Genomic DNA, 25,958 nt, shown 5'->3' with positions numbered 1-25,958 from the left:
CGATGCGCCGCCGCTGCCTGCATGAGCGGGCAGGGTGGCGCCAGGAGAACGCGATGCTGCTGTTGTCGGCACTGATCAGCGGATTCGGACTGGGCAGCATGTACGGTCTGATGGCGCTGGGTTTTTACATGACGTATGCCGTCTCCGGCACCGTCAATTTTGCGCAGGGCAGTTCCATGATGCTGGGGGCCGTGCTGTGCTTCACCTTCGCCCAGACGCTGGGCTGGCCGATGTGGCTGGCCATCGTGCTGGCGCTGGCCGCCTGCGCGCTCTACGGCATGCTGGTCGAGGTACTGGCCGTGCGTCCCTTCGCGCGCCAGGGCTCCGATGCCTGGCTGATGTCCACCGTGGCCCTGGGCATCGTGCTGGACAACCTGGTCATGCATACCTTCGGCAAGGAACCGCGCAGCCTGCCTTCGCCGCTGGCGCTGTCCTCCATCGAACTGGGCGGCATGGGGCTGGGCGTTTATCCGCTGCACCTTCTCATTCCCGCCATCGGCCTGGCGCTGGCCGCACTGCTGCACACCATCTCGCGCCGCACGCGCTGGGGCACGGCCCTGCTGGCCGTGGTGCAGAACCGTGATGCGGCGCGCCTGATGGGCATCCCGATCACGCGTGCCATCGCGGTCGCCTTCGCGCTCTCGACGCTGCTGGCCGGCGTGGCGGGCGTGCTGATTGCGCCGCTGTTCAACGTCAATGCCGACATGGGTACGCTGTTCGGCCTCAAGGCCTTTGCCGTGGCCATCCTCGGCGGCATCACCAGCGCCTGGGGCGTGATGATCGCGGGCCTGCTGTTTGGCATGGCCGAGGCGCTCATCACGGCCACCCTCGGTTCCGGCTATACCCAGATCATCACCTTCGCGCTGGTGATCGCGGTGCTGGCCATTCGTCCCAATGGCCTGTTCGGCCGCGCACAGGTGAAAAAGGTATGAATCGTTTACCCCATTCCATCGCCCGCAGCCTGCAGGCGGCGGCCCATCCGGCAGCGGCTCCTGCGCCAGGCAGGGTCAAGCTCGGGCTGGGCACGCCCGCTGCCCTGGCGTTTTCTGCCGTCGGCCTGATCGCGGCCATCACGCTGGCCTTGTCGATCAACAGCTACTACGTCTTCGTGCTGGCCGGCATCGCCCTGGTGGCCATCGTCGGCATCGGACTCAATGTGCTCATCGGGCTGACCGGCCAGGTTTCCTTCGGCCATGTCGGCTTCTACGCCGTCGGTGCCTATACGGTCGCCATCCTCACCACCAAGGCCGGACTCTCATTCTGGCTGGCCTGGCCGCTGGCGGCCGTGGTGGCGGGGGCGCTGGGCGTGCTGCTGGCCTTGCCGGCGCTGCGCGTGAAGGGGCCGTACCTGGCGATGATCACGATTGCCTTCAGCTTCATCATCCAGCACGCCATCATCGAACTGCGCGACCTGACCGGCGGACAGAACGGCATCATGGGCCTGGCTGCACCTGCCTTCCTGGGTTTGCAGGCCGAACGTGCGATTGCGGTGCTGGGACTGATCACCGCCGCCGTCGTGCTGGCTGCCTACTGCTGGCTCTCGCGCGGCAGCTGGGGCGCGGCCATGCGCGCGGTGCGCGACAGCGAGACGGCCGCCGAATCCATCGGCCTGAATCCGCTGGTCATCAAGACCGTGGCCTTTGCACTCTCGGCGGCACTGGCCGGTCTGGCCGGCGGTCTCTTCGCACCGCTCTCCACCTTCGTCACACCGGATACCTTCAGCTTCATGCAGTCCATCCTGTTCGTGCTGGTGGTGGTGCTGGGCGGCTCGGGCTCCATCCTCGGTCCGGTGATCGGTGCCGTCATCGTGGGGGCCTTGCCGGAATTGCTCTCCAGCCTGGAGGACTATCGGCTGCTGTTCTTCGGTGCCTTGCTGCTGCTGGTACTGTGGGTGGCACCCGATGGCGTGACCGGTCTGCTGGGCAAGCTGGCGGCACGCCTGCGCAAGCCGGTGGAGGCCGTCCCCGCTGCCGCCTTGCAGGAGGGTGCAGAAGAGGTCGCGCTGCCGGTACGCGCGCGCCGCACGCTGGCCGCCGATGGCCTGACCATGGTGTTCGGCGGTGTGCGGGCCGTCAGCGATCTCGGCTTCGAGGTCCCCGGCGGTGCCGTCACCAGCCTCATCGGTCCGAATGGTGCGGGCAAGACCACTGCGCTGAACATGCTCTCCGGTTTCTATCGTCCCAGCGCCGGACAGTTCACGCTGGGCCAGACGCCGCTGGCAGGGTTGCCCGCCTTCCGCATCGCGCGCCACGGCGTGGCCCGTACCTACCAGACTTCGCAATTGTTCGGCAGCCTCACGGTGGCCGACAACGTGGCCCTGGCCTGTGGCCGCGGGCGTCTGGGCGGACTGCTGTCGGCGCGGGGTTTCGTCTCTGGCGAAGTGCGTGCGCGTTGCCGCCAGCTGCTCGATTTTTGCGGCTATCGCGGTGCGCTCGATATTCCCAGCGCCGATCTGGCCCACGTTGACCGCCGTCTGGTGGAGATTGCGCGCGCGCTCGCGGCCGATCCCGATGTGCTGCTGCTCGACGAACCCGCTGCCGGTCTCTCGCGCGAAGACAAGACCCTGCTGGCGCAATTGCTGACCCGCATCGCCGAGGCCGGCATCAGCGTGGTGGTGGTCGAGCATGACATGGAACTGGTGATGCAGATTTCGCGCCGCATCGTCGTGCTTGATGCCGGCCAGCGCCTGGCCATCGGCACGCCGCAGGAAGTGCAGAACGATCCGGCGGTGCGCAAGGCCTATCTCGGCGAGGGCACCCAACAGGCCGTGGCGGCCGTGCGCAAGGCCGTCAGCGGCGCGGACGAATTGCTGGGCGTGGGCGAGCTGGTCACCGGCTATGGCGCCGAGCCGGTCCTGCACGGCATCAACCTGCAGGTGCGGCAGGGCGAGATGATTGCGCTGCTGGGCGCCAACGGTGCCGGCAAGTCCACCCTGATGCGCTCGCTGGCCGGGCTGCATCGGCCGGTGCAGGGTGGCATTCACGCCGGTGGCGTGAACCTCATGCACCTGCGCGCCGAACAGATCGTGCGCCACGGCGTAGTGCTGGTGCCGGAGGGACGGCAGGTGTTTCCCGAACTCTCGGTGCTGGACAATATCCGCCTCGGTGCCTTCCTCTATCCGCAGGATGTGGAGGCGCGCGTCGAAGACATGCTGGGCCGTTTCCCGCGCTTGCGCGAGCGCCTGCATCACCGTGCCGGGTTGCTCTCCGGTGGCGAGCAGCAGATGCTGGCCATTGCGCGCGGGCTGATGTCGCGTCCGCGCGTGCTGTTGCTGGATGAACCTTCGCTGGGCCTCGCCCCCAAGGTGATCGCCGAATTGTTTGCCGCCCTCGATCAACTGCGCCGCGAGAACATGACCATCGTGCTGGTGGACCAGATGGCGGCACTGGCGCTGTCACTGGCCGACCGCGCCTACGTCATCGAAGGCGGACGCGTGGTAGCGCAAGGTACGGCCGCCGAGATCGCCGCCAATGATGCGCTGGCCAAGGCCTATCTCGGCGCGCACTGACACTGAGTCACAGCAAGGATTGCACATGGAATCGACCCGGCCTTACGCCATCAACCTGCCCGACGTGGTGGCCGAAGTACGCCAAGCGTTTGCACGCTACGAAGTCGCGCTCACCACCAACCAGGTCGAGGTCCTCGATGAACTGTTTCTTGATGGCCCGCACACCGTGCGTTACGGTGCCACCGAGAATCTGGTCGGCACCGAGGCCATCCGCGCCTTCCGTCAGGGACGTTCACCGAAGAACCTGATGCGCAGCCTGCGCGCCACCGTCATCACCACATATGGCCGGGACTATGCGGTGGCCGATACCGAATTCACGCGCGAGGGTGAACCGCGCATCGGCCGCCAGAGCCACACCTGGCTGCGTTGCCCGCAAGGCTGGCGGATCGTGGCCGCGCACGTATCGTGGATGGATGCGCCCAAAGCGCCGGCCGCCTGAAAGCCCGGCCATCCGCAGGTATCATCCTCGCAGCAGTTTTTTCATCTCGACAAGAACATCAGGAGTCAGCCATGTTGTACAGCAAGACCTGTCTGGGCGGAATGGTCACCGCTCCCCATCACCTGGCCGCGCAGGCGGGCGCGCAGATCCTGCGCGAGGGTGGCAATGCGGTCGAGGCGATGGTTGCGGCTGCGGCCGCCATCGCCGTGGTCTATCCGCACATGAACGGCATCGGTGGCGATGGCTTCTGGGTCATCAGCGAACCTGGGCAGGAACCGGTGGCCATTCGCGCCTGCGGTCCCTCGGCGGCGCTGGCGACCAAGGAGTTCTATGCACAGCACGGCCACAGCGCCGTGCCCACGCGCGGGCCGCATGCGGCGCTGACGGTAGCCGGTGCGGTCGGTGGCTGGGCCGCGGCACTGGAGCACGCGCGCCGCTACGGCCGCGCGCTGCCGCTGCCGGTGCTGCTGGCCGATGCCATCCGCCATGCGAAGAACGGTGTGCCCATCACCCGCTCGCAACATGAACTGACCCGCGACAAGTGGGACGAGCTCAAAGACCAGCCCGGCTTTGCCGCCACCTATGCCGCCGACGGCATCCCGGCCCAAGGCAAGGTGCTGAAACAGTCAGCCCTGGCGGACAGCCTGTCGCGCCTGGCCGAGGCCGGTCTGGATGATTTCTATCGCGGCGATCTCGCGCAACGCCTTGCTGCAGGCCTGGAAGCGGCTGGCAGCCCGGTGCGCCGCAGCGACCTGGAAGCCTTCCGCGCGCAAGTGGTCAAGCCGCTGATGGTGCAGTTAACGTCAGGCCGCGTCTACAACCTGCCACCGCCGACACAGGGCGTCTCGGCCCTGATGATCATCGGCCTGTTCGATCGTCTCGGCATCACGCAGGCCGAAGGCTTCGACCACATCCACGGTCTGGTGGAAGCCACCAAGCGCGCCTTCATCCTGCGCAACCAGCACGTCACCGATCCGGCCCACATGAGCGTGGATGCCGCGCATTGGCTGCTGGCCGAGGCGCTGGAGCAGGAGGCCGGACAGATCGACATGCAGCGCGCCGCCCCCTGGCCGCATCCGGCCAAGCCGGGCGACACCATCTGGATGGGCGCCGCCGACGCGCAAGGCCGTGTGGTGAGCTACATCCAGAGCATCTTCTGGGAATTCGGCAGCGGCGTGGTGGTGCCCGGCACCGGCATCGTGTGGCAGAACCGGGGTGCCAGCTTCACCCTGGATGACGGGGCCAACCAGCTGCAACCGGGCAAGCTGCCCTTCCATACACTGAACCCCTCGCTGGCACGCCTCAACGATGGCCGCACCCTGGCCTACGGCACCATGGGCGGGGAAGGGCAGCCGCAGACCCAGGCAGCGGTCTTTACCCGCCACGTGCTGTTCGGCCAGAACCTGCAGGCGGCCGTGAGCGCACCGCGCTGGCTGCTGGGCCGCACCTGGGGCGATGTCTCCACCAACCTGAAGGTGGAAGGGCGGGTGCCGGCCGCCACCATCGACGCCTTGCGCCAGGCCGGCCATGAAGTGCAGGTGGTGGAGGACTACACCGACATGATGGGTCACGCCGGTGCCGTGTGCGTGCATCCGGACGGGCTGATCGAAGGGGCGACCGATCCGCGTGCCGATGGCGTGTGTGCCGGAGTCTGACGGGCTGCTCGTCCTTTCTGCATTGCCATCCTCTGCGCTCCCGGCACTGCCGGTGTGCGCGCCGCTTCTCGCGGAGGGCGAAGATCCTCACCAAGACTCGCCCTCCGTTGTCTTTTTGCATTTCCCGTTTGACAGGAAATGACGCTTATTGCGCTCTTTTACCGCTTTTGTCTCCACTTTGAATCGAGAGGATTGATGAGTTTTTTGCCGTAGAAAAAAATTCTCGAAGTTTTTCTGGAAATGCGATGAAAAACCATAGCTGTTCTGGCAAGATGCCGTAAACCTATGCGGTTCACAGGGGAGCCGTCATGCATCAAGCCGCGTCGCAATTTTGTCTGAATTGAACAAGAATAAAGCCCCATCCCCGCCCAATCTGTCGTCGCTGATTACGCTGGGGGTGGTCATTACCGTGCTCATCACGACCGTGTCGGTACTGATCCTGGTGGATCAGTTCACGCGCGGCTATGCGCGTTCCGAAAGCGAAACGCGCATGAAGCAGCTGGCCTGGCAGATGCAGGATGCGCTGGAGCGCGGCATGAACGAGCGCGAAATCGACCTGCGCCTGCTGGTGCAGCGGCCGTCGGTCCGTTCCGGCCGCGATCTGCCGCGCATCCGCCGGGTCTTCAACGAACTGCAGGCGAACGTGCCGCATTACGCCTGGATCGGCCTGGCCAATCCCGAGGGCATCGTGCAGGTGGCTACCAACGGCTTGCTGGAAGGGGCCAGCGTGGCGCAGCGCCCCTGGTTCCAGGAAGGCAGCAAGGGCGAGTACAGCGCCGACTTCCATCCGGCCGTGCTGCTGGCGCAGAAGCTGCCGCCGCAATCCAATCCCTGGCGTTTTGTCGACCTCTCGGCCCCGGTGCATGATCTGAACGGCCATTACCTCGGCGTGGTCGGCCTGCATCTGTCGTGGTCCTGGGCGCGCGACATCGCCGCCAAGCTGCTCGACCCGGCCGGCAACCGCTATGACGTCGACGTCATCATCGTGCGCGACGATGGCACCGTCATCCTCGGCCCCAAGGGCATGGAAGAGACCAAGCTCGATACCGCCAGCGTGCGCGCTGCGCAAGGCAGCGACAATGGCGGCTCGCTGATCGAGACCTGGCCCGATGGCCGCCGCTACGTCAGCGGCTATGCCCGCACGGGCGTCAAGGGCGGCATGAAGCTGCACTGGAGCGTGATCGTGCGCCAGCCCGAGACCGTGGCGCTGCAGGCCTTCCGTGATCTGGAAAAGCGGGTGATCGTGGTCGGTGCGCTCTCCGGGGCGATCCTGGTACTGCTGGCCTTCTTCCTCGCGCGTCGTCTGGTGGCCCCCATCAACGCGCTGTCGGCCGCGCTGGAGCAGCGTGCCGCGGGCCGTGGCGACGTGCCCATTCCGCAGGTGAACAGCTACCGCGAGATCCAGCTGCTGTCCTCGACCCTGGTCAACATGGTCGAGCGCGAAGAGACCTACCTGCGCGAAGTGCGCTCCCTCAACGAAAGCCTGGAGCAGCGCGTGGCCGAGCGCACCAGCCGCCTGCACGAGACCGCCAGTGCCTTGCAGGAAGCGCTGGACCAGCAGCAGGCCAACCAGATCCAGCTGGAAGAGAGCGCCGCCGAACTGCGCGCCATCCTGGAAAACGCCCAGGATGCCTTCATCGCCGCTGACGAACAGGGCCGCGTGGTCGAATGGAACCGCCAGGCCGAACTGCTGCTGGGCTGGCCGCGCGACCAGGCCATGGGACGCGACATGGCCGAACTGATCATTCCGCCGGACATGCGTGCGGCCCACAATCGCGGCATGGCGCAATTCCTCAAGGATGGCACCAGCGTCGTCATCAACAACCGCATCGAGCTGCAAGCCCAGCATCACGATGGCCACGAGCTGCCCATCGAGATCACGGTCGGCCACGTCAAGCGCCAGAGCGGCCACCTGTTCATCGCCTTCCTGCACGACATCACCGAGCGCCTGGCCTTCCGCGACCAGATGCGCGAACTGGCCCTGACCGACGTGCTGACCAGCTTGCCCAACCGCCGCGCCTTCAGCGACCGCCTGCCCGAGGGCATGATGCGGGCGCGCCGGGCCGACCAGTTGCTGGCGCTGTTCTTCATGGACATCGATGGTTTCAAGGGCGTCAATGACCGCTACGGCCACGAGGCCGGCGACGAACTGCTGGTGGAGTTCGCACGCCGCCTGCAACGCTCGGTGCGCGATGTCGATACCGTGGCCCGCCTGGCCGGTGACGAATTCGTGGTGATCCTGGAAAACCTGCAGACCCAGGAAGACGCGCTGATGGTGGCGCAGAAGATCCTCAACACCATCCGCGAACCCTTCCAGCTGACGCACTCCACCGTCAACATCTCCAGCAGTATCGGCGTGGCGGTCTACCAGCCCAACCTGGACGGCGAAGTCGGCCCCGAGGAACTGCTGTCCATGGCCGACAAGGCCATGTACGCCGCCAAGCGCCTGGGCAAGAACCGCGTCGAGCTGGGACGCGCGGGCGACGTCTGATCCGCCGGGCGCGATCGCGCCCGGTTTCCGCTTTCCTTCCTTTCCCTTCTTTCTCTCTCCGGACTCGTCATTGCTGACGAGCCGCTCCGTCTCATTTACGGTTTGTTTACGCTCCTGCGCCAAACATTTACCGGGATTTGATGCTGCTTTCCCTATCGTTCGACTGTCTCGTTTTCCGTCCCTGGAAGCGAACAACAACGTCAACAATGGAGTGGGAAATGTTGCAAACGGATTTTCTCTACATAGGCATGCTGCTCGTCTGCGGCCTCTCGATGTGGGCCTTCATCGCCCTGTGCAGCCGTCTGGAACGGCAGGAAGGGGAGAAGAAATGAACCTCATGTATCTGCTGGGGCTGGTGGTCTCCATCGCCCTCCTGCTGTACCTGGTCTACGCCCTGATCAAGCCGGAGGATTTCTGACATGGACAGCAACAATTATTTCCAGCTCGGCCTCTACCTGGCCGTCCTGCTGGTCCTCTCCCTGCCGCTGGGCTGGTACATGGCCCGAGTGATGGAAGGCAAGTCCCGCGTGAACCGTCTCTTCGGCGGCATCGAGCGCGTCTTCTATCGCCTCTGCGGCATCAGCCGCGAGCACGAGATGGACTGGAAGCAGTACGCCATCGCGGCCGTGCTGTTCAATTTCCTGGGCCTGATCGTGGTCTACCTGCTGCAGCGCGTGCAGCAATGGCTGCCACTGAACCCGGCCGCGCTGGCCAACGTCAGCCCGGACTCCTCCTTCAACACGGCGCTCAGTTTCGTCACCAACACCAACTGGCAGGGCTACGTGGGTGAAGCCACCATGAGCTACCTGACCCAGATGGCCGCACTGGCCGTGCAGAACTTCCTGTCTGCCGCCACCGGGATCGCCATCGCCTTCGCCCTGATCCGTGGCTTCGCCCGTCACAGCAGCAAGGGCATCGGCAACTTCTGGGTCGACATGACCCGCAGCACGCTGTACGTGCTGCTGCCGCTGTCGGTGGTGTTCGCGCTGGTACTGGTGCAGCAGGGCAGCATCCAGAACTTCCGTGCGTATCAGGACGTGAAGACGCTGGAAGTGACCAACTACACCGTGCCCAAGCTGGATGCCGCAGGCCAGCCCCTGAAAGATGCCAAGGGCGAACCGGTGACCGAAGCGCAGAGCACCGACAAGCAGACCCTGCCCATGGGCCCGGTGGCCTCGCAGGAAGCCATCAAGATGATCGGTACCAACGGTGGTGGCTTCTTCAACGCCAACTCGGCGCACCCGTATGAGAACCCGACGCCGCTGACCAACTTCCTGCAGATGCTGGCCATCCTCATCATCCCGGCAGCACTGTGCACCAGCTTCGGTGTGCTGGTCGGCGACCGTCGCCAGGGCTGGTCCATCCTGGCCTCGATGACGATCCTGTTCGTGGTGTTGACGCTGGTGCTGATGTACGCCGAGTCGCAGCCCAATCCCATGCTGGCCTCGCTGCACGCCTCCGGCCCCGGCATGATGGAAGGCAAGGAAACCCGCTTCGGCATCCCGGCCTCGGCGCTGTTTGCCTCCATCACCACGGCCGCGTCCTGCGGTGCGGTCAATGCCATGCATGACTCGCTCTCGCCGCTGGGCGGACTGGTGCCGATGCTGCAGATGCAGCTGGGTGAAGTGGTGTTCGGCGGGGTCGGTTCGGGCCTGTACGGCATGCTGATCTTTGCGGTGCTGGCGGTGTTCATCGCGGGCCTGATGATCGGCCGTACGCCTGAATACCTGGGCAAGAAGATCGGCGTGTTCGACATGAAGATGATGTCCATCGCCATCCTCATGACCCCGGCGCTGGTGCTGATCTTCACGGCCCTGTCGGTGATGGTGGAAGCGGGCCTGGCCGGTATCGCCAACCCCGGTGCGCACGGTTTCTCGGAAATTCTTTACGCATTCAGCTCGGCCGCCAACAACAACGGCAGCGCCTTCGCCGGGCTCTCGGCCAACACGCCGTACTACAACATCACCACCGGCATCTGCACCTGGCTGGGCCGCTTCGGCATCATCGTGCCGGTGCTGGCCATGGCCGGTTCGCTGGCCGGCAAGAAGCGCCTGGCCGCCACCTCCGGCACCCTGCCCACGCATGGCCCGCTGTTCGTGGCGCTGCTGATCGGCGCGGTGATCCTGGTCGGTGCCCTGACCTATGTGCCGGCGCTGGCGCTGGGACCGGTGGTCGAGCACCTGCAGATGATGGCGATGTAAATGATTGGATGGATTCCGCCGGGCACTGCGCCCGGTGGAGCAACCCGCAACGGATACCCTTATGACTACCCCTTCCAGCAATACTCCGGCCAGCAGCACCCAAGCCGTGCCGGCCGATGCCATTCCTTCCGCCGCGCAGACTGCGCGCTGGATGTTCGATCCCAAGATCGTCAAGCCGGCCCTGGCCGATTCCTTCCGCAAGCTGTCGCCGCGCGTGCAATGGCGCAATCCGGTGATGTTCGTGGTCTACCTCGGCAGCATCCTGACCACGCTGCTGTTCATCCAGGCGATTACCGGCAAGGGTGAAGCCCCGGCTGGCTTCATCTTCGCCGTCGCTGCCTGGCTGTGGTTCACGGTGCTCTTCGCCAACTTCGCCGAGGCCCTGGCCGAAGGCCGCAGCAAGGCGCAAGCCGCCGCCCTGCGTGGCGTCAAGAAGAGCGTGATGGCCAAGAAGCTGCGCAGCAGCGACCAGACACGCGGTGGCGTCGCCGCTGCCGCCGCCCAGTGCGAAGTGGTCGAAGGCGGCAGCCTGCGCAAGGGTGACCTGGTGCTCATCGAAGCGGGCGATACGGTACCGGCCGATGGCGACGTCATCGAAGGCGTGGCCACTGTCGACGAGAGCGCCATCACCGGTGAATCGGCCCCGGTGATCCGCGAATCCGGCGGCGACTTCTCGGCCGTCACCGGCGGCACGCGCGTGCTGTCGGACTGGATCGTGGTACGCGTCTCGGTCAATCCGGGAGAAGCCTTCCTGGACCGCATGATCGCCATGGTCGAAGGCGCACGTCGTCAGAAGACTCCCAACGAACTGGCGCTGACCCTGCTGCTGGTGGCACTGACGCTGGTGTTCCTGCTGGTGACGGTGACCTTGCTGCCGTTCTCGATCTTCTCGGTCACTGCCGCCGGTGCTGGCTCGCCGGTCACGGTGACGGCGCTGATCGCCCTGCTGGTGTGCCTGATCCCGACCACCATCGGCGGCCTGCTCTCGGCCATCGGCGTGGCCGGCATGAGCCGCATGATGCAGGCCAACGTGATCGCCACCTCCGGCCGCGCGGTGGAAGCCGCCGGTGACGTCGACGTGCTGCTGCTGGACAAGACCGGCACCATCACCCTCGGCAACCGCCAGGCCGCCGCCTTCATGCCGGCACCGGGCGTGGCCGAGCGCGAACTGGCCGATGTCGCCCAGCTGGCCTCGCTGGCCGATGAAACGCCGGAAGGCCGCAGCATCGTGGTGCTGGCCAAGAACCGATTCAACCTGCGCGAACGCGAGATGGCCAACCTGGGCGCGGAATTCATTCCCTTCTCGGCCCAGACCCGTGTCTCCGGCATCGACATCGGCAACCGCCGCATCCGCAAGGGTGCTGCCGACGCCATCCGCAAGCTGGTGCGCTCGGCCGACCAGCGCCTGCCGGCCCAGGTGGAAAGCGATGTGGAAGCCATCGCCCGCCGTGGCGGCACACCGCTGGTGGTGATCGAATGGAACAACGAGGCGGCCGTCATCAACCAGGGCGCACCGATCCGCATCCTCGGTACGGTGGAGCTGAAAGACATCGTCAAGGGCGGCATCAAGGAACGCTTCGGCGAACTGCGCCGCATGGGCATCAAGACTATCATGATCACCGGCGACAACCGCCTGACCGCCGCGGCCATCGCCGCTGAAGCGGGGGTCGATGACTTCCTCGCCGAAGCCACGCCGGAACAGAAGCTGGCCCTGATCCGCCAGCACCAGGCCGAAGGCAAGCTGGTGGCCATGACCGGCGACGGCACCAACGACGCCCCGGCGCTGGCCCAGGCCGACGTGGCCGTGGCCATGAACAGCGGCACCCAGGCGGCCAAGGAAGCCGGCAACATGGTCGACCTCGATTCCAATCCGACCAAGCTGATCGAGATCGTCGAGATCGGCAAGCAGATGCTGATGACGCGCGGCAGTCTCACCACCTTCAGCATCGCCAATGATGTGGCCAAGTACTTCGCCATCATCCCGGCCATGTTCGTGGCCAACTATCCGCAGCTGGGCGCGCTCAACGTGATGCGCCTGACCAGTCCCGATTCGGCCATCATGTCGGCGGTGATCTTCAATGCGCTGGTGATCGTGGGACTGATCCCGCTGGCCCTGCGCGGCGTGCGCTATCGCGCGCTGGGTGCGGCCGTGCTCCTGCGCCGCAACCTGCTGATCTATGGCGTGGGTGGCTTGCTGGTGCCGTTCGTGGGCATCAAGCTGATCGACCTGCTGCTGACCGCCTTCGGTCTGGTCTGAACCCGATTACGACTCTCAAGGAAAGTCACATGAAAACCTCGACTCCCCATCCGCTGCGTCCGGCCATCACGCTTTTCATCCTGTTGGGCGTGTTGCTGGGCGGCCTGTATCCGTTGCTGGTGACCGGTCTGGCGCAAGCCTTCTTCCCGCAGCAGGCCAATGGCAGCCTGATCGAACGCCAGGGCCAGGTGGTCGGCTCGGAACTGATCGGCCAGAACTTCACCAGTCCGGCTTATTTCTGGGGCCGCCCCTCGGCCGCTGGTACCTTCCCCAACAATGGCATGGCCTCCGGCGGCAGCAACCTGGGCCCGACCAACCCGGCCCTGAAGCAGGCCGCTGAAGACCGCGCCAAGGCCTTGCAGGAAGCCGATCCGGACAACAAGGGTGCGATTCCCATTGACTTGCTGACGGCCTCGGCCAGCGGCCTGGATCCGCACATCAGCCCGGCCGCGGCCGAGTACCAGGCCGGTCGCGTCGCCCGTGCGCGTGGCATCACGGTGGAGCAGGTGCGTGCGCTGGTGCGCGTCAACAGCGAGGCCCCGCAGTGGGGTCTGTTCGGTGAACCGCGCGTCAATGTGCTCAAGCTGAACCTGGCGCTGGATGCGGCCGCACCCATGCCCAAGACGGAAGCGGCCAAGTAAGCCCTTCGCTGTCTGCAGGATGGCCGGTGGCACGCAACCCGCGTGCCACCGGCTTTTTGCCACTACAATGCAGCAACCCTGAACGCCCGATATGAACACCCGCCCCGATCCCGATGACCTGCTGGAACGCGTGATGCGCGACGAAGAGCGCCAGGCGCGCGGCCGCCTGAAGATCTTCTTCGGCTTCTCGGCCGGTGTCGGCAAGACCTTCGCCATGCTGGAAGCCGCCCAGGCGCTGGTCGCGCAAGGCACGGACGTGATCGCCGGCGTGGTCGAGACCCATGGCCGCGCCGAGACCGAGGCCCAGCTTGGCGGCCTCGCGCGCCTGCCCATGCGCATGGTGCCCTACCGTGATCGCCAGCTGCCCGAGTTCGACCTGGATGCCGCGCTGGAGCGCAAGCCCGGCGTGATCCTGGTCGACGAACTGGCGCACTCCAACGTGCCCGGCTCGCGCCATGCCAAGCGCTGGCAGGACATCGACGAACTGCTGCGTGCCGGCATCGATGTCTACACCACCCTCAACGTGCAGCACATCGAAAGCCTCAACGATGTGGTCGGCCAGATCACCGGTATCCGCGTCTTCGAGACGGTGCCCGATCATGTCTTCGATGACGCCGACGATGTCATGCTGGTGGATATTCCGCCCGATGAATTGCTGGCCCGCCTGCAGCAGGGCAAGGTCTACCTGCCGCAGCAGGCCGAGAAGGCCGGGCGCCATTTTTTCCGCAAGGGCAACCTGATCGCGCTGCGCGAGATTGCCTTGCGCCGGACGGCCGACCGCGTCGATGCCGACATGCGCCAGTACCGCGCCGACCGCTCCATCGCCCAGCTGTGGCAGGCGCGCGAGCGCATCGTGGTGGCGGTCGGCAGCGGTGCCGGCGAGGAACGCCTGATCCGCGAAGCGGCCCGCCTGGCCGCCAAGCTGCAGGCCGAATGGCTGGCGGTCCACGTGGATCTGCCGGGCCAGCGCCAGGCGATGGAGGCGCGCGAACGCGTGGTCTCTTATCTGAAACTGGCGCAATCCCTGGGCGCGGAAACGGCCAGCATCAGCGGTGAGGAATTGTCCGCCGCGTTGCTGCAATTCGCTCGCAGCCGCAATGCCGGCAAGCTGGTGATCGGCCAGGAAGAGGGTGGCCTGCGCCAGCTGCTGCGCTGGCCGCGCGGCACCCTGGCCCAGCGCATCGCCCGCAGCGGTGGCGAGATCGACCTCTACACCATCGCCCGCAGCCGCACCCGCGTGCAGCAGGAACAGGCCCGCACCGACAGTGCCGCCAGCGCCGCCGAAGCCCTGCTCACGCGCCGTCGCCGCACGCGGGGCACGCTGTGGGCCGTGGCCAGTTGCATGGCCACCACGACGCTGGCCTTCGTGCTCGATGGCAAGCTGCATCCGGCCAACGTCATCATGCTGTACCTCGTCGGTGTGATGCTGGTGGCGATGCGCTATGGCCGTGCGGCTTCGGCGCTGGTATCGGTGCTGTCGGTGCTGTCCTTCGATTTCTTCTTCGTCGATCCGCGTTTTTCCATCACGGTGTCGGACGCGCAGTACCTGCTGACACTGGCCGTGATGCTGGCGGTGTCGCTGTTCATCAGCTCGCTCACGGCGCGCCTGCGCCGCCAGGCCAGCGTGGCCATGCAGCGTGAAGGACGCGCCGCCAATCTCTACATGCTGGGCAAGGAATTGTCGGCGCTGCTGACGCTGGACCAGATCCTGGAAATCGGCCGCCGCCATCTGGCCGCCGTGTTCGGGGCGCGCATCGCCTTCTTCCTGCCCGACAGCGCCGACCAGTTGCGCCTGGCCGAGCCCGAGCAGGACAGCGGCGGTCCGCACGTCCTCAAAAGCGTGGACGCGGGCGTGGCGCAATGGGTCTACGACAACGGCCAGGCCGCCGGCAAGGGCACGGCCACCTTGCCCTCCGCAGCGGCGCTGTACCTGCCGCTGACGGCCACCATGCGCACGCGTGGCGTGCTGGCCTTTGCCATCGAAGGCGCCAGTGAAGAGGAGCGCCAGCTGGCTGCCGCGCAACTGGCCCTGCCCGAGAATCGCCAGATGCTGGAAATTTTCTGCTCGCAGATCGCCATGGCCATCGAGCGCCTGCACTATGCCGAGGTGGCCCAGGATGCGCTGGTGACCATGGAATCGGAACGCCTGCGCAATTCGCTGCTCTCGGCCATCTCGCATGACCTGCGCACGCCGCTGACCTCGCTGGTGGGCAGCGCCGACGTGCTGGCTGCCAACGAGCGCCTGGATGAGGATGCTCGCGCCATGGCGCGCACCATCAGCGAACAGTCGCAGAAGATGGTCGGGCTGATGAACAACCTGCTGGACATGGCGCGCCTGCAGGCAGGCGTGGTGACCTTGAATCGCCAATGGAATGCACTGGAAGAATTGACCGGCTCGGCCCTGCGCCTGCTCTCCAAAGCATTGGAAGGGCGCCAGGTGGAAACGCGCATCGCGCCGGACCTGCCGCTCTTGCGCGTGGACGCGGTATTGCTGGAACGGGTGCTGGCCAACCTGGTGGAAAATGCCATCAAGTATTCGCCTGCCGGCAGCCCCATCGCCATCAGTGCGCACGTGGAAGACAGCGATGGCCAGCCCCAGGTCAAGGTCTGCGTGAGCGATCACGGGCGCGGCTTTCCGCCGGCCATGACGCAGCACGCCTTTGAAAAATTCACGCGCGGCGACAATGAATCGTCCACCCCCGGCGTCGGCCTGGGCTTGGCGATCTGCCGTGCCATCATCGAGGCGCATCAGGGCCGCATCTGGATCGCGCCGCAGGAAGCCGGGCAGGGTGCGACCGTCTGCTTCATGCTGCCGGTGGAAACGCAACCCGCCCTGCCGGAGGAATAAGGACACCCCATGCAAGAACACGCAGGCAACATCGTCTTCATCGAAGATGATCCGCACATCCGCAAACTGGTCAGGAGTGCGCTCGAACAGGAGGGCTTCATCGTCCACGAAGCCAAGAGCGCACGCGAAGGCGTCACCGAAGCCGGCACCCGCAAGCCCGACCTCATCATCCTCGACCTCGGGCTGCCCGATGGCGACGGCAAGCAGGTCATCAGCGAGATCCGCAACTGGAGCAGCGTGCCCATCGTGATCCTCTCGGCCCGCACGCAGGAGTCCGAGAAGGTGGAAGCGCTCGATGCCGGCGCCGACGACTACCTGGTCAAGCCCTTCGGCATGCCCGAGCTGCTGGCCCGCATGCGCGCGCAATTGCGCCGCCATGCGCGGGCGTCAGGCGCAGGGCAGTCCAGCGGCCGCTATCGTCTTGGGGATGTGGTGGTGGACCTGCCGGCCCGCAGCGTGAGCCGCAACGGCGAGGCGCTGCACCTGACGCAGATCGAATATCGTCTGCTGGCCACCCTGCTGCGCGATGCCGGGCGCGTCATCACGCACCGGCAATTGCTGGTGGCCGGATGGGGTCCTTCGCATGCGGAGGATGGCCACTACCTGCGCATCTACATGCAGCGCCTGCGCCAGAAACTGGAACGCGATGCGGCCCAGCCGGTGCACATCCTCACCGAAATCGGCGTGGGCTATCGGGTGGCCGATGTGGTGGCCGAATGAAACTGAAGTGAACCGGCCTCAGGGCCAGTTCAGCAGCGGCAGGGCCAGTACCACCATCACGATGCAGCCCAGATTGAGCAGCAGACGCTGGCGCTTGAGCACGAACGAGAGCAGCCAGGCCCCGGCCAGAAAGACGATGAAGTTGGCCAGGTATTGCTTGCCGGCAGCGGCCACCGGCAGCTCCGGTGCATCGGCCAGTCCCGAGAATTTCCAGGCGCAGACCAGGGCCGCCAGCACGGCGCAGTTGAAATAGGTATTGACGGTCGGGAAGCTTTCTTCCAGATGATCGGAGACCTCCACGCTCTCGCAGCGGCCTTCGCGATAGAGCGCTTCCAGCCAGTGCCGTTCACCACGCCAGCGATAGAGCAGGGTGCCGTCTTCGCGCGTCTCCTGGGCATGCGGGGTGCCGAGCCGCGCGTTCATGAACTCAGGTGCGGTGTTGCGCCATTCGGCGGTCTGGGCGGCGCGGAAGCGTTGTTCCAGCGCGCGCGCCTTGCGGCGTCGGCCCAGTTGCTTCAGGGCCAGCTGGGCCAGGGCCAGGGAATTGAACAGGTAGATCCACTGCAGGATGGTGGCGTAGTCGGCTTGCATGGGCAGGTCGGTCAGTAGGGGCATCGATAAGGATGCCGCATCTTGCCGTCAGCCCGCCTGATTGTCCAGCCCGGCTGTGGATTCAGGACCGAAACGCCCGAGGGGCGGCGGTTCTAGCGTGATATGAACCTAAAGATCCCCCCAGATATCAATCTGGCGGCGGATCTGGCCAGTGCGTGCATCGCAGATGAAGAGTACTTCCCGCAGGGCATGGCGCACCACGTAGCGGAAGTATTCGTGGTCGGTGCGAGCCACGAATTCCTCGCTCTCGATCTTGCCGGGCATGAAGGCACTGATCTGCTGTCGGCACTCGTCGCGGTGCTGCAGGGCCTGCCGCGAGGGGCCGTAGTCTTCCGGTGCGCGGTAGGGCGCAACGGCCTGGGTGAGCGGCGCGATGCTGGCGCAGAGCACGAAGATCAGCAGCGCCACCAGCACGCAGCGATAGCGCCGGCGCTGGGCGGTACGCAGGAACAGATGGCGCGGCGAGAGCGGGTGGAGGCGATCCTCGCCACGTTTCCAGTGCAAACGGCTACGCATGATGATGCACCTCCTTGTGATGTTCTCTTGTCAGAAGACGGACAGGGCTCAGAAGCTCTTGTTGACCGAAGCGATCCACTGGTTGCTGCCGATGTTCTTGCCGCGCAGGGTGTAGCCGGCGTCGGGCGCATTGCTGCCGGTCCAGGCCAGCCCCAGCACGTAGCCGGAGAAGTCGCGCGTGAGCCCCAGCTTCCAGTCGGTGTAGGAGAGGTTGGACGCATTGGGGCCGGTATAGCGCTGGCGGCCGATGTGGGCCAGTCCGGTGATGCCGGCAAAGAGTTCATGCGTCACGGACAGGTCGGCATAGGTGCTGCCGCGCGTATCGGCATTGCCGAAGGTATTGCCGGTGCTGTACGAATATTTGAAGGCGATCCACTTGGCATCCACGCCGAGGTAGACCTCGGTGGTATCGGGTTTGGTCATGCCGGCCGGATAGCTGCCGGGATAGGCGTAGTGCAGCACGCCGATGTCGCCGGTGAGCCAGTCGGTGAGTGCCGGTTTCCAGCCGCCGTAGACATCGGCTTCGAGGCTGGCCGAGGCGGCCGGGTTTGTATCCGAGATCCAGCTGATGTTGGACATCCAGACACCGGCATACAGGCCATTGTCATGGGTCAGATCGAAGCCGCCTTGCAGGGCCGGTTTCTGGTTGGTCTGGGTGGTGCCGCGGAAGACGTACTGGCTGACGATGCCGATGTTGCCGGCCAGGTGCAGCGGAGAGGCGTTGGCATCGGGGGTGGCCGGTGCGGCTTCCTGCGCCTGGGCCGGTGCGATCACGGCGATGGCCAGCAGCGCGCCGGCGGCGGCCAGGGTAGCCAGACCGGCCAGTTGCGCATTGCGCAGGCGGCGCTGGCCCAGCGGTGCCATGTCTTGCTGTGCGGGATCCTGGATGTGTTGTTGGGTGCGGCGATTCATGATGCTGGTGGCTCCGTGGGTTGAAGAGCCGCAAGCTTAGAATCGCCGGCGTTTAATCCTGGTAAAACTTGAACCCGGTCCCGTAAACTTCACATAAAGAAGCGCCAGCTCATTCCCACTGCGGCGGCCGCTTCTCCAGAAACGCCTGTATCCCCTCCATCGCCTCCGCATCCATGATGTTGCATGCCATCACCTCGGCTGCATGCGCATAGGCATCGGGCAGCGCCATCATCTGCTGGCGGTACACCATGGCCTTGCCGCGCGCAATCGAGATGGCAGGCTTGCTGCAGATCTCGCGCGCCAGCGCTTCGGTGGCCGCATCGAGTTCATCCGCACGCACCGCCTGGTTGATGAGTCCCCATTGCGCGGCGGTGTCGGCATCGATGAATTTGCCGGTCACCAGCATCTCGAAGGCGCGCTTGATCGGCAGGTTGCGCGTCAAGGCCACCGCCGGGGTGGAACAGAACAAACCGACGTTGATGCCCGAGACCGCAAAGCGCGCAGCCTCGCTGGCCACTGCCAGGTCGCAGGCCGCCACCAGCTGGCAGCCGGCTGCCGTGGCCAGTCCCTGTACCTTGGCGATGACCGGCACCGGCAGCGCGCGCAAGGATTGCATCAGGTGGCTGCAACGATCAAACAATTGCTGGTAATACGCCTGCTCGGGCGTGGCACGCATCTCGCGCAGGTCGTGGCCGGCGCAGAAGGCGCGGCCGTTGGCGGCCAGGATCACGCAGCGTACCTGCGGGTCCTGCGCCAGTGCATCGAGCTGCGCCTGCAAGGCCTCCAGCATCGCTTCGGAGAGCGCATTGAATTGCGCCGGCCGGTTCAGGGTGAGGGTGGTGATGCCCTGCGCGTCATGGCGCAGCAACAGGTCCTGGCTTGCGTCTTGCATGTTGTCTCCTCCATTGGTGATGGGCACCGTGTGTTGCCTTACACCATGCCCAGCAATGCTTCCAGATCTTCGTCCTCGCCCTGCGGCGCGGACATGTCGAGCACGCTTTCAATGTGGTGCAGGTGCGCCAGCATGGTCGCCACGGCGTCTTCGGTGCGGCCGTCGGAGATGGCGTCGATGATGTCGCCATGGTCGTCGTGGGTGCAGGCCGGCACCGTCGGCGAATCGTACAGCACGATGATGAGACAGGTCAGCGATGCCAGCTCGCGCATCATCTTGCTCATCACCGGGTTGTCCACCATGTCGGCGATACGGATGTGAAATTCGCCCGAGAGCCGGATGATGGCGCGCCGGTCATTGCTGGCGCGGGCCTGCGCTTCTTCGGCCACGTGGGCGCGCAACAGCGCGATGTGCTCGGGCCGCGTGTGCTCGCACAGGTGGCGCAGCAGCGCCGGTTCCAGCAGGCGGCGCGCGGCAAAGATGTTGCGCGCCTCTTCCGGCGTCGGGCTGGCCACGAAGGCGCCGCGATTGGGGATGGTCGTGATCAGGCCCTCATGCGCCAGCCGCGCCAGCACCTCGCGCACCCGCGTACGGTTCACGCTGAAGATGCCGGCCAGCTTCTCCTCGACCAGCTTGGTGCCCGGCGCGAGGCGGTGTTCCATGATGGCCCCGACGATGCGCTCATAGATGGCGTCGCCGGCCAGCGGGCGCACGCTGAAGGCCTGGCCGGGCAGGGGGCTGGTGTCCGGATGCTCGTGCTTGCTGGTTTTCTTGCGGGGGCTGCTGGCGGAAGTCGGGCGCATGGGTCTCTGTGATGACATGGGTTTGCCCGCCATGATAGCGGAAAATTGTGGGAATGGATTGTCACAAAATAGGGTGATGAATGTTGCACTCTTGCGGGGCGGATTTGTGCTCCGGCTTGGCTGGATTGGATTGCTTTGGTGCGTGCGCTCTCGTTTCTCGTCGGCAATTGAAGTCGGAAAATTCTATGGGAAAGCGCTTTGCAAAAGGGATTTGGGACGATTTCCCAAACCGTGCGACAGGCGTTTTTCAAGCTGGCACAGGCTTTGCATAAACGGTGGCAATAGAAAACAGGATTGTCACAAAATAATTCGTTCCGATTGTCCACCTGGGAGAAAACCATGCAACAGCAAGTCCGCAAGTCCCCCTCCGGCCTGTTCTTCAAGGCGCTTGCCCTGGCCGGCCTCGTGGCCTGCAGTACCTTGGGCGCCGGTTCGGCCATGGCCCAGGCCAAGCCCAAGATCAAGCTGGCCTATGCCAAGTGTGCGCATTGCATGTCCATGGCCATGGTGCCGGGGCTGGCGCAGAACGTGGAGATCGAAGGCATCAACTTCACCGCCGGCAGCGATGCGCTGACTGCGCTGGTCTCCAAGAGCGTGGACATCGCCCAGGTCACCTACCTGGCCTACGTCAGCGGTCTGGACAAGGGCTTTGACCTGGTGGCCGTGTCGGGCCAGGTCAACGGCGGTTCGGAGATGCTGGTCGGCAAGGACAGCAAGCTGGCCTCGGATGACTGGGCCGGCCTCAAGAAGCTGATCGCGCAATACAAGGCCGAAGGCAAGCCCTTCCGCATCGCCGCCTCGCGCGGCAATGCGCAGGACCTGCACATGCGCGGCGAACTGGCCGGCCACGGCATCGATCCGTCCAAGGACGTGCAGTTCGTCAACATCCCCAATCCCTCGGACCACGCCGCCGCACTCTCGCGCGGCGAGGTGGAACTGATCTGCTCGGTCGAACCCTTCGCGTCGCAGATCCGCATGACCGGGGTTGGCAAGCATTTTGCGTATCCGTATGACCAGGCGGCGGGGCGTCTGACCAACCTGATCGTCACCCGTTCGGATGTCATCAAGGAGCATCCGGCCGAGGTCAAGGAAACCGTGGCCGCCGTGGTCAAGCTGGTGGATGGCCTGCAGAAGGACAAGCAGGGCTGGATCAACAGCATCGTCAAGGGCACCGGCCTTGATCCCAAGATCGCCACCGAAGCCCTCAACAATGCCTATCCCGACTACCGCATGTACCGCACGCAAACCAAGGCCATCGCCGGGATGATGAAGGACCTGAAATACGTTTCTACCGATGTGTCTGCGCTGGCCGAGAAGAACATGGACTACAGCTTCCTGATGAGCGTGACCGGCAAGCCCAAGACCGAACTGGGTTATTGATCCAGCACCCCACAGCATTGAAGGAATCATCATGAGCGGATGGAAACAATCCCTGTCGGAAGCCAAGTGGCGCTTTGCGGTGCCGCTGTTGCTGGTGCTGTTCTGGGAGGCCTTCTCCCGCTCGGGCGTGATTCCGGCCTCGCTGCTGCCGGCACCCTCGCGGGTGTTCGCCACCTGGATGGACTGGATCTTCGGCATCAATGAAGCGGCCCAGGACAGCAGCGGCAAATGGATCTACGACGCCATGGCCAGCTGCCTGCGCGTGACCGCCGGCTACCTCATCGCGGCGCTCTCGGGCATCGCCCTGGGCGTGGCCATCGGCTGGTGGCGCTGGGTCGAGCGCACCATCGAACCGACGGTGCAGATGCTGCGGCCGATTCCGCCGGTGTCGTGGATTCCGCTGGCCATCATCTGGTTCGGCATCGCCAACAAGCCGGCCATCTTCCTGGTGTTCCTGGGGGCCTTCTTCCCGATCCTGATGAATACCGTCCACGGCGTCAAAACCGCCGACCGCAATCTGCTGCGCGCAGCCGCCATGGCCGGTGCCAAGCAGAGCCAGTTGCTGCGTTTCGTGATCCTGCCGGCCGCCATGCCCAGCATCTTTGCGGGCCTGCGCATCGGCATCGGCAGCGCCTGGATGCTCACCGTCACCGCCGAGATGGTGGCCGTCAAGAGCGGGCTCGGCTATGCGCTGTGGGATTCGTATTACTTCCTGCGCTATGACCTGGTGATCGCGGCCATGATCAGCATCGGCCTGCTGGGTTTCCTGGCCGACTGGATCCTCAAGCAGATCATGCATTCCATGCTGCGCTGGCAGCACGTGGCCACCGTGCAGAGCAAGGCCTGAGCACGCATTCAACCATCAAGGACATCGCATCATGGCATTCATCGAATTGAACGATATCGTCAAGGTCTTCAAGGACCGCAAGCGCGGCACCGACATGCTGGCCATCGACCACGTGAGCCTGCGTCTGGAGAAGAAGGAATTCCTCTGCCTGCTCGGCCCCTCCGGTTGCGGCAAGTCCACGCTGCTGAACATGATCGCCGGTTTTGAATTCCCGACCAGCGGCGTGGTCACGGTGGCCGGCAAGCCCATCACCGGCCCCGGCGCGGATCGCGGCATGGTGTTTCAGCAGGCCAACCTCATGCCCTGGCTGCCGGTGTGGGACAACGTCGCCTTCTCGCTCAAGCTGCAGGGCAAGAGTGCGGCCGAGCGGCGCGCGGCGGCCCAGCCCTTCATCGAGACGGTCAAGCTCAAGGGCTTCGAGAACCACTATCCGAGCGAACTCTCGGGCGGCATGGCGCAGCGTGTCGGCATTGCCCGCGCGCTGTTGCAGAACCCCTCGGTGATCCTGATGGACGAACCCTTCGCCGCCCTCGATGCGCAGACCAAGATGGAAATGCAGGAAGAACTGGTGGCCCTGTGGCAGCGCTACGAGGGCACCATCGTCTTCGTCACCCACAGCGTCGACGAAGCCCTGATCCTGGCCACCAAGGTGGCGGTGATGACGCATCGTCCTGGCCGCATGCGCGAGCTGATCGACATCGACCTGCCGCGTCCGCGCGATACCACCACGCCCGAATTCAACCAGTACAAACGCCACGTGCTGAGCCTGATCCGCGAGGAATCGGCGCTGGCCCATGCCGACGCTGCACTGCTGGCAGCCTGAAAGGAAACAAGATGATCCCCCGCACCCTGCTCGGCATGCTCACGCCGTCCTCCAACACCACGCTGGAGCCGGTCACCACCGCCATGCTGGCCGACATCCCGGAAGCCAGCGCCCACTTCGGCCGCTTCCGCGTGACCGAGATCGCGCTGTCCAACCAGGCGCTGGCGCAGTTCGACGATAGTGAAATCCTGCGCGCAGCCGAACTGCTCTCGCATGCCAAGGTCGGCAGCATCGCGTGGAATGGCACGTCCTCGGGCTGGCTGGGTTTCGATGCCGATGAGCGCCTGTGCCGCCGCATTACCGAAGCCACCGGCATTCCGGCCTGCACCTCGGTGCTGGCCCTGAACGAGATCTTCGATCTCACCGGGGTGAAGCGTTTCGGGCTGGTCACGCCTTACCTGGACGACGTGCAGGCCGCCATCATCAAAAACTATGCGGCCTCGGGCCTGGAGTGCGTCTCCGAACGCCACCTGCGCAAGCAGGACAATTTCTCCTTCTCCGAAGTGGGCGCGCAAGAGCTGCGCGCCATGGTGCATGAGGTGGCCAAAGACAAGCCGCAGGCCATCACCATCTTCTGCACCAACCTGCGCGGAGCGCCGCTGGTGGAAGAACTGGAGCGCGAGGTCGGCATCCCGATCTACGACACCATCTCCACCGTGGTGTGGAAATCGCTGCAGCAGGCCGGTGCGGATCCCTCGCGCATTCGCGGCTGGGGCAGCCTGTTCCGCGACGTGCGCTAACGCTCACGCTGGCGCGGGCACCGGCCGCATCGGCGGCCTCTTCCATTTTCATCTTCAGTCTCACGCCCCGGCGCAGGCCGGCGGCGCGGGGTGAACCACGCTTGTTCGAAAGGAATACGGATGGACAGCTTTGACCTGGTGATCCGCAACGGCACTGTTGCAACGGCCTCCGACATCATGCAATGCGACGTCGGCATCAAGGACGGCAAGGTCGCCATGCTGGGACGGGGCCTGCCGCCCGGCCGCGAGGAGATCGATGCCAGCGGCAAGCTGGTGCTGCCCGGCGGCGTGGATGCGCATTGCCACCTGGACCAGCCGATGGAAGAGGGCCTGCGCATGGCCGACGATTTCCGCAGCGGCACCATCTCGGCCGCCTGCGGCGGCACCACCACGGTGATCCCGTTTGCGGCCCAGGCCAAGGGCGGCTCGCTGCGCGCGGCGGTGGAGGATTATCATCGCCGCGCCGAGGGCAAGGCGGTGATCGACTATGCCTTCCACATGATCGTCAGCGACCCCAGCGAAGAGGTGCTCAAGAACGAACTGCCGCAACTGGTGCGCGAGGGCTATACCTCCTTCAAGATCTACATGACCTATGACGATCTCAAGCTCAATGACCGCCAGATCCTCGACCTGCTGGCGCTGGCGCGGCGGGAAGGCGCGCTGGTCATGGTGCATGCGGAAAACGCCGACTGCATCGGCTGGCTCACCGAGCAGCTGGAAGAGGCCGGCCTGACCGCGCCCAAATATCACGCCCACTCGCGCCCGATGATGGTGGAGCGCGAAGCCACCCATCGCGCCATTGCGCTCTCGGAGCTGGTGGATGTGCCCATCCTGATCGTGCATGTCTCCGGCCGCGAAGCCATCGAACAGATCCGCTGGGCGCACGGCCACGGCCTGCGCATCCACGCCGAGACCTGCCCGCAATACCTGGTGCTGACGGCGGATCACCTCGATGACGGCTACCACGGTGCCAAGTGCGTCTGCAGCCCGCCGCCGCGCGACAAGGCCAACCAGCAATATGTCTGGGATGGCCTGGCCAGCGGGCTGTTCACGGTGTTCTCTTCGGACCATGCGCCCTTCCGCTATGAAGATCCGCAAGGCAAGAAGCCGGGCGGCAAGGAGGTGCCGTTCCGCTACATCCCCAATGGCACGCCGGGACTGGAGACGCGCATGCCCATCCTGTTCTCCGAAGGCGTGGGCAAGGGCCGCATCGATCTCAACCGCTTCGTGGCCCTGACCGCCACCGACCCGGCCAAGATGTATGGCCTTTATCCGCGCAAGGGCACCATTGCCATCGGCAGCGATGCCGACATCGCCGTCTGGGATCCGCATCGCCAGGTCACGGTCAGCAACAGCATGCTCCATCACGACGTCGACTACACCCCCTATGAAGGCATGCAGCTGACGGGCTGGCCGGTGCTCACGCTCTCACGCGGCGAGATTGTCTGGCGCGATGGTGAGGTACTGGGCACACCGGGGCGCGGGCAATTCCTCCCCTGCGGCTTGCCGGATCCGGCCCGGCCCAAGGTGCAGATTCCTGAATAACAGGAATTTATAAATAATTTATCGATTAATTGTCAGTTTGGCCTTTAGCGCGCGTGTTGCAAGCCGTAATCTGCATGGGGGGAGGATCGCCATGCATTGCCTGGCGGCAAGCTGGGGCCGCGTGGTCG

The 25,958-nt window shown here is 65.1% G+C and carries 21 protein-coding genes; 16 read left to right on the top strand and 5 right to left on the bottom strand.

The features are described from left to right. The first annotated feature begins 53 nt into the window (after window positions 1-53). The 11 genes from JOD78_RS20935 (at window position 54) to JOD78_RS20885 (ending at window position 16,760) form a co-directional block, all read left to right on the top strand. Window positions 54-932, top strand: coding sequence for a branched-chain amino acid ABC transporter permease (locus tag JOD78_RS20935; protein WP_209567569.1), 879 nt, complete (start codon window positions 54-56; stop codon window positions 930-932). Beyond that, window positions 929-3,508, top strand: coding sequence for a branched-chain amino acid ABC transporter ATP-binding protein/permease (locus JOD78_RS20930; RefSeq protein ID WP_209567567.1), 2,580 nt, complete (start codon window positions 929-931; stop codon window positions 3,506-3,508). Before JOD78_RS20935 ends, JOD78_RS20930 begins: the two co-directional genes overlap by 4 nt. A gap of 25 nt (window positions 3,509-3,533) precedes the next feature. Then, window positions 3,534-3,947 (top strand): oxalurate catabolism protein HpxZ, encoded by a 414-nt coding sequence (gene hpxZ, locus JOD78_RS20925; RefSeq protein ID WP_121043726.1) that lies wholly within the window; start codon window positions 3,534-3,536, stop codon window positions 3,945-3,947. 71 nt (window positions 3,948-4,018) lie between these two features. Continuing rightward, window positions 4,019-5,602 (top strand): gamma-glutamyltransferase family protein, encoded by a 1,584-nt coding sequence (locus tag JOD78_RS20920; protein ID WP_134136605.1) that lies wholly within the window; start codon window positions 4,019-4,021, stop codon window positions 5,600-5,602. Between the two features lie 340 nt (window positions 5,603-5,942). Then, window positions 5,943-8,093 carry a diguanylate cyclase gene (locus JOD78_RS20915; protein WP_227022734.1) on the top strand — a complete coding sequence of 717 codons (2,151 nt, stop codon included), beginning with the start codon at window positions 5,943-5,945 and terminating at the stop codon, window positions 8,091-8,093. A 328-nt stretch (window positions 8,094-8,421) separates the two neighbouring features. Beyond that, window positions 8,422-8,511, top strand: a complete 90-nt coding sequence (gene kdpF, locus JOD78_RS20910; RefSeq protein WP_017452361.1) for a K(+)-transporting ATPase subunit F — start codon at window positions 8,422-8,424, stop codon at window positions 8,509-8,511. Between the two features lies 1 nt (window position 8,512). Further along, on the top strand, window positions 8,513-10,294 hold the full coding sequence (gene kdpA, locus JOD78_RS20905; protein WP_209567565.1) for a potassium-transporting ATPase subunit KdpA: 1,782 nt from the start codon (window positions 8,513-8,515) through the stop codon (window positions 10,292-10,294). A 61-nt stretch (window positions 10,295-10,355) separates the two neighbouring features. Then, window positions 10,356-12,551 (top strand): potassium-transporting ATPase subunit KdpB, encoded by a 2,196-nt coding sequence (gene kdpB / locus JOD78_RS20900; protein ID WP_121043716.1) that lies wholly within the window; start codon window positions 10,356-10,358, stop codon window positions 12,549-12,551. Window positions 12,552-12,580: 29 nt separating this feature from the next. After that, a complete protein-coding gene (kdpC, locus tag JOD78_RS20895; protein WP_121043713.1) occupies window positions 12,581-13,192 on the top strand; it encodes a potassium-transporting ATPase subunit KdpC in 612 nt (203 codons plus the stop codon). Between the two features lie 91 nt (window positions 13,193-13,283). Beyond that, window positions 13,284-16,040 carry a sensor histidine kinase KdpD gene (locus JOD78_RS20890; RefSeq protein ID WP_209567563.1) on the top strand — a complete coding sequence of 919 codons (2,757 nt, stop codon included), beginning with the start codon at window positions 13,284-13,286 and terminating at the stop codon, window positions 16,038-16,040. Window positions 16,041-16,049: 9 nt separating this feature from the next. After that, window positions 16,050-16,760, top strand: coding sequence for a response regulator (locus JOD78_RS20885; protein WP_039787013.1), 711 nt, complete (start codon window positions 16,050-16,052; stop codon window positions 16,758-16,760). Between the two features lie 18 nt (window positions 16,761-16,778). Here the strand turns inward: JOD78_RS20885 and JOD78_RS20880 are convergent, their stop codons facing one another. The 5 genes from JOD78_RS20880 to JOD78_RS20860 form a co-directional block, all read right to left on the bottom strand. Beyond that, window positions 16,779-17,375 carry a hypothetical protein gene (locus tag JOD78_RS20880; protein ID WP_227022735.1) on the bottom strand — a complete coding sequence of 199 codons (597 nt, stop codon included), beginning with the start codon at window positions 17,373-17,375 and terminating at the stop codon, window positions 16,779-16,781. 105 nt (window positions 17,376-17,480) lie between these two features. Next, window positions 17,481-17,888, bottom strand: coding sequence for a hypothetical protein (locus JOD78_RS20875; RefSeq protein WP_209567561.1), 408 nt, complete (start codon window positions 17,886-17,888; stop codon window positions 17,481-17,483). Window positions 17,889-17,936: 48 nt separating this feature from the next. After that, window positions 17,937-18,800, bottom strand: coding sequence for a TorF family putative porin (locus JOD78_RS20870; RefSeq protein ID WP_121043704.1), 864 nt, complete (start codon window positions 18,798-18,800; stop codon window positions 17,937-17,939). 109 nt (window positions 18,801-18,909) lie between these two features. Then, the gene (locus JOD78_RS20865) at window positions 18,910-19,692 is read right to left on the bottom strand and encodes an enoyl-CoA hydratase (RefSeq protein WP_204725955.1); all 783 of its coding nucleotides are present in this window, start codon (window positions 19,690-19,692) and stop codon (window positions 18,910-18,912) included. 38 nt (window positions 19,693-19,730) lie between these two features. Next, a complete protein-coding gene (locus JOD78_RS20860; protein WP_209567558.1) occupies window positions 19,731-20,495 on the bottom strand; it encodes a GntR family transcriptional regulator in 765 nt (254 codons plus the stop codon). A 339-nt stretch (window positions 20,496-20,834) separates the two neighbouring features. Here JOD78_RS20860 and JOD78_RS20855 point away from each other — a divergent pair, with 339 nt between their 5' ends. The 5 genes from JOD78_RS20855 to hydA all read left to right on the top strand — a co-directional run bounded on the left by JOD78_RS20855 (window position 20,835) and on the right by hydA (window position 25,830). Next, on the top strand, window positions 20,835-21,875 hold the full coding sequence (locus JOD78_RS20855; protein ID WP_166675085.1) for an ABC transporter substrate-binding protein: 1,041 nt from the start codon (window positions 20,835-20,837) through the stop codon (window positions 21,873-21,875). Between the two features lie 31 nt (window positions 21,876-21,906). After that, window positions 21,907-22,722, top strand: a complete 816-nt coding sequence (locus JOD78_RS20850; protein ID WP_209567556.1) for an ABC transporter permease — start codon at window positions 21,907-21,909, stop codon at window positions 22,720-22,722. 31 nt (window positions 22,723-22,753) lie between these two features. Next, window positions 22,754-23,545, top strand: coding sequence for an ABC transporter ATP-binding protein (locus tag JOD78_RS20845; RefSeq protein WP_034330555.1), 792 nt, complete (start codon window positions 22,754-22,756; stop codon window positions 23,543-23,545). Window positions 23,546-23,556: 11 nt separating this feature from the next. Further along, window positions 23,557-24,285, top strand: a complete 729-nt coding sequence (locus tag JOD78_RS20840) for an aspartate/glutamate racemase family protein (protein ID WP_039787027.1) — start codon at window positions 23,557-23,559, stop codon at window positions 24,283-24,285. A 120-nt stretch (window positions 24,286-24,405) separates the two neighbouring features. Next, window positions 24,406-25,830, top strand: a complete 1,425-nt coding sequence (hydA, locus tag JOD78_RS20835) for a dihydropyrimidinase (RefSeq protein WP_209567553.1) — start codon at window positions 24,406-24,408, stop codon at window positions 25,828-25,830. Window positions 25,831-25,958 lie beyond the last annotated feature (128 nt).

It is taken from the genome of Herbaspirillum sp. 1130, from assembly GCF_017833835.1.
In the GTDB taxonomy this organism is placed as follows: Bacteria; Pseudomonadota; Gammaproteobacteria; order Burkholderiales; family Burkholderiaceae_D; genus Herbaspirillum; species Herbaspirillum huttiense.
Note: the sequence above shows the minus strand (reverse complement) of the source record. Positions and strands in the feature narration are given on the sequence as shown.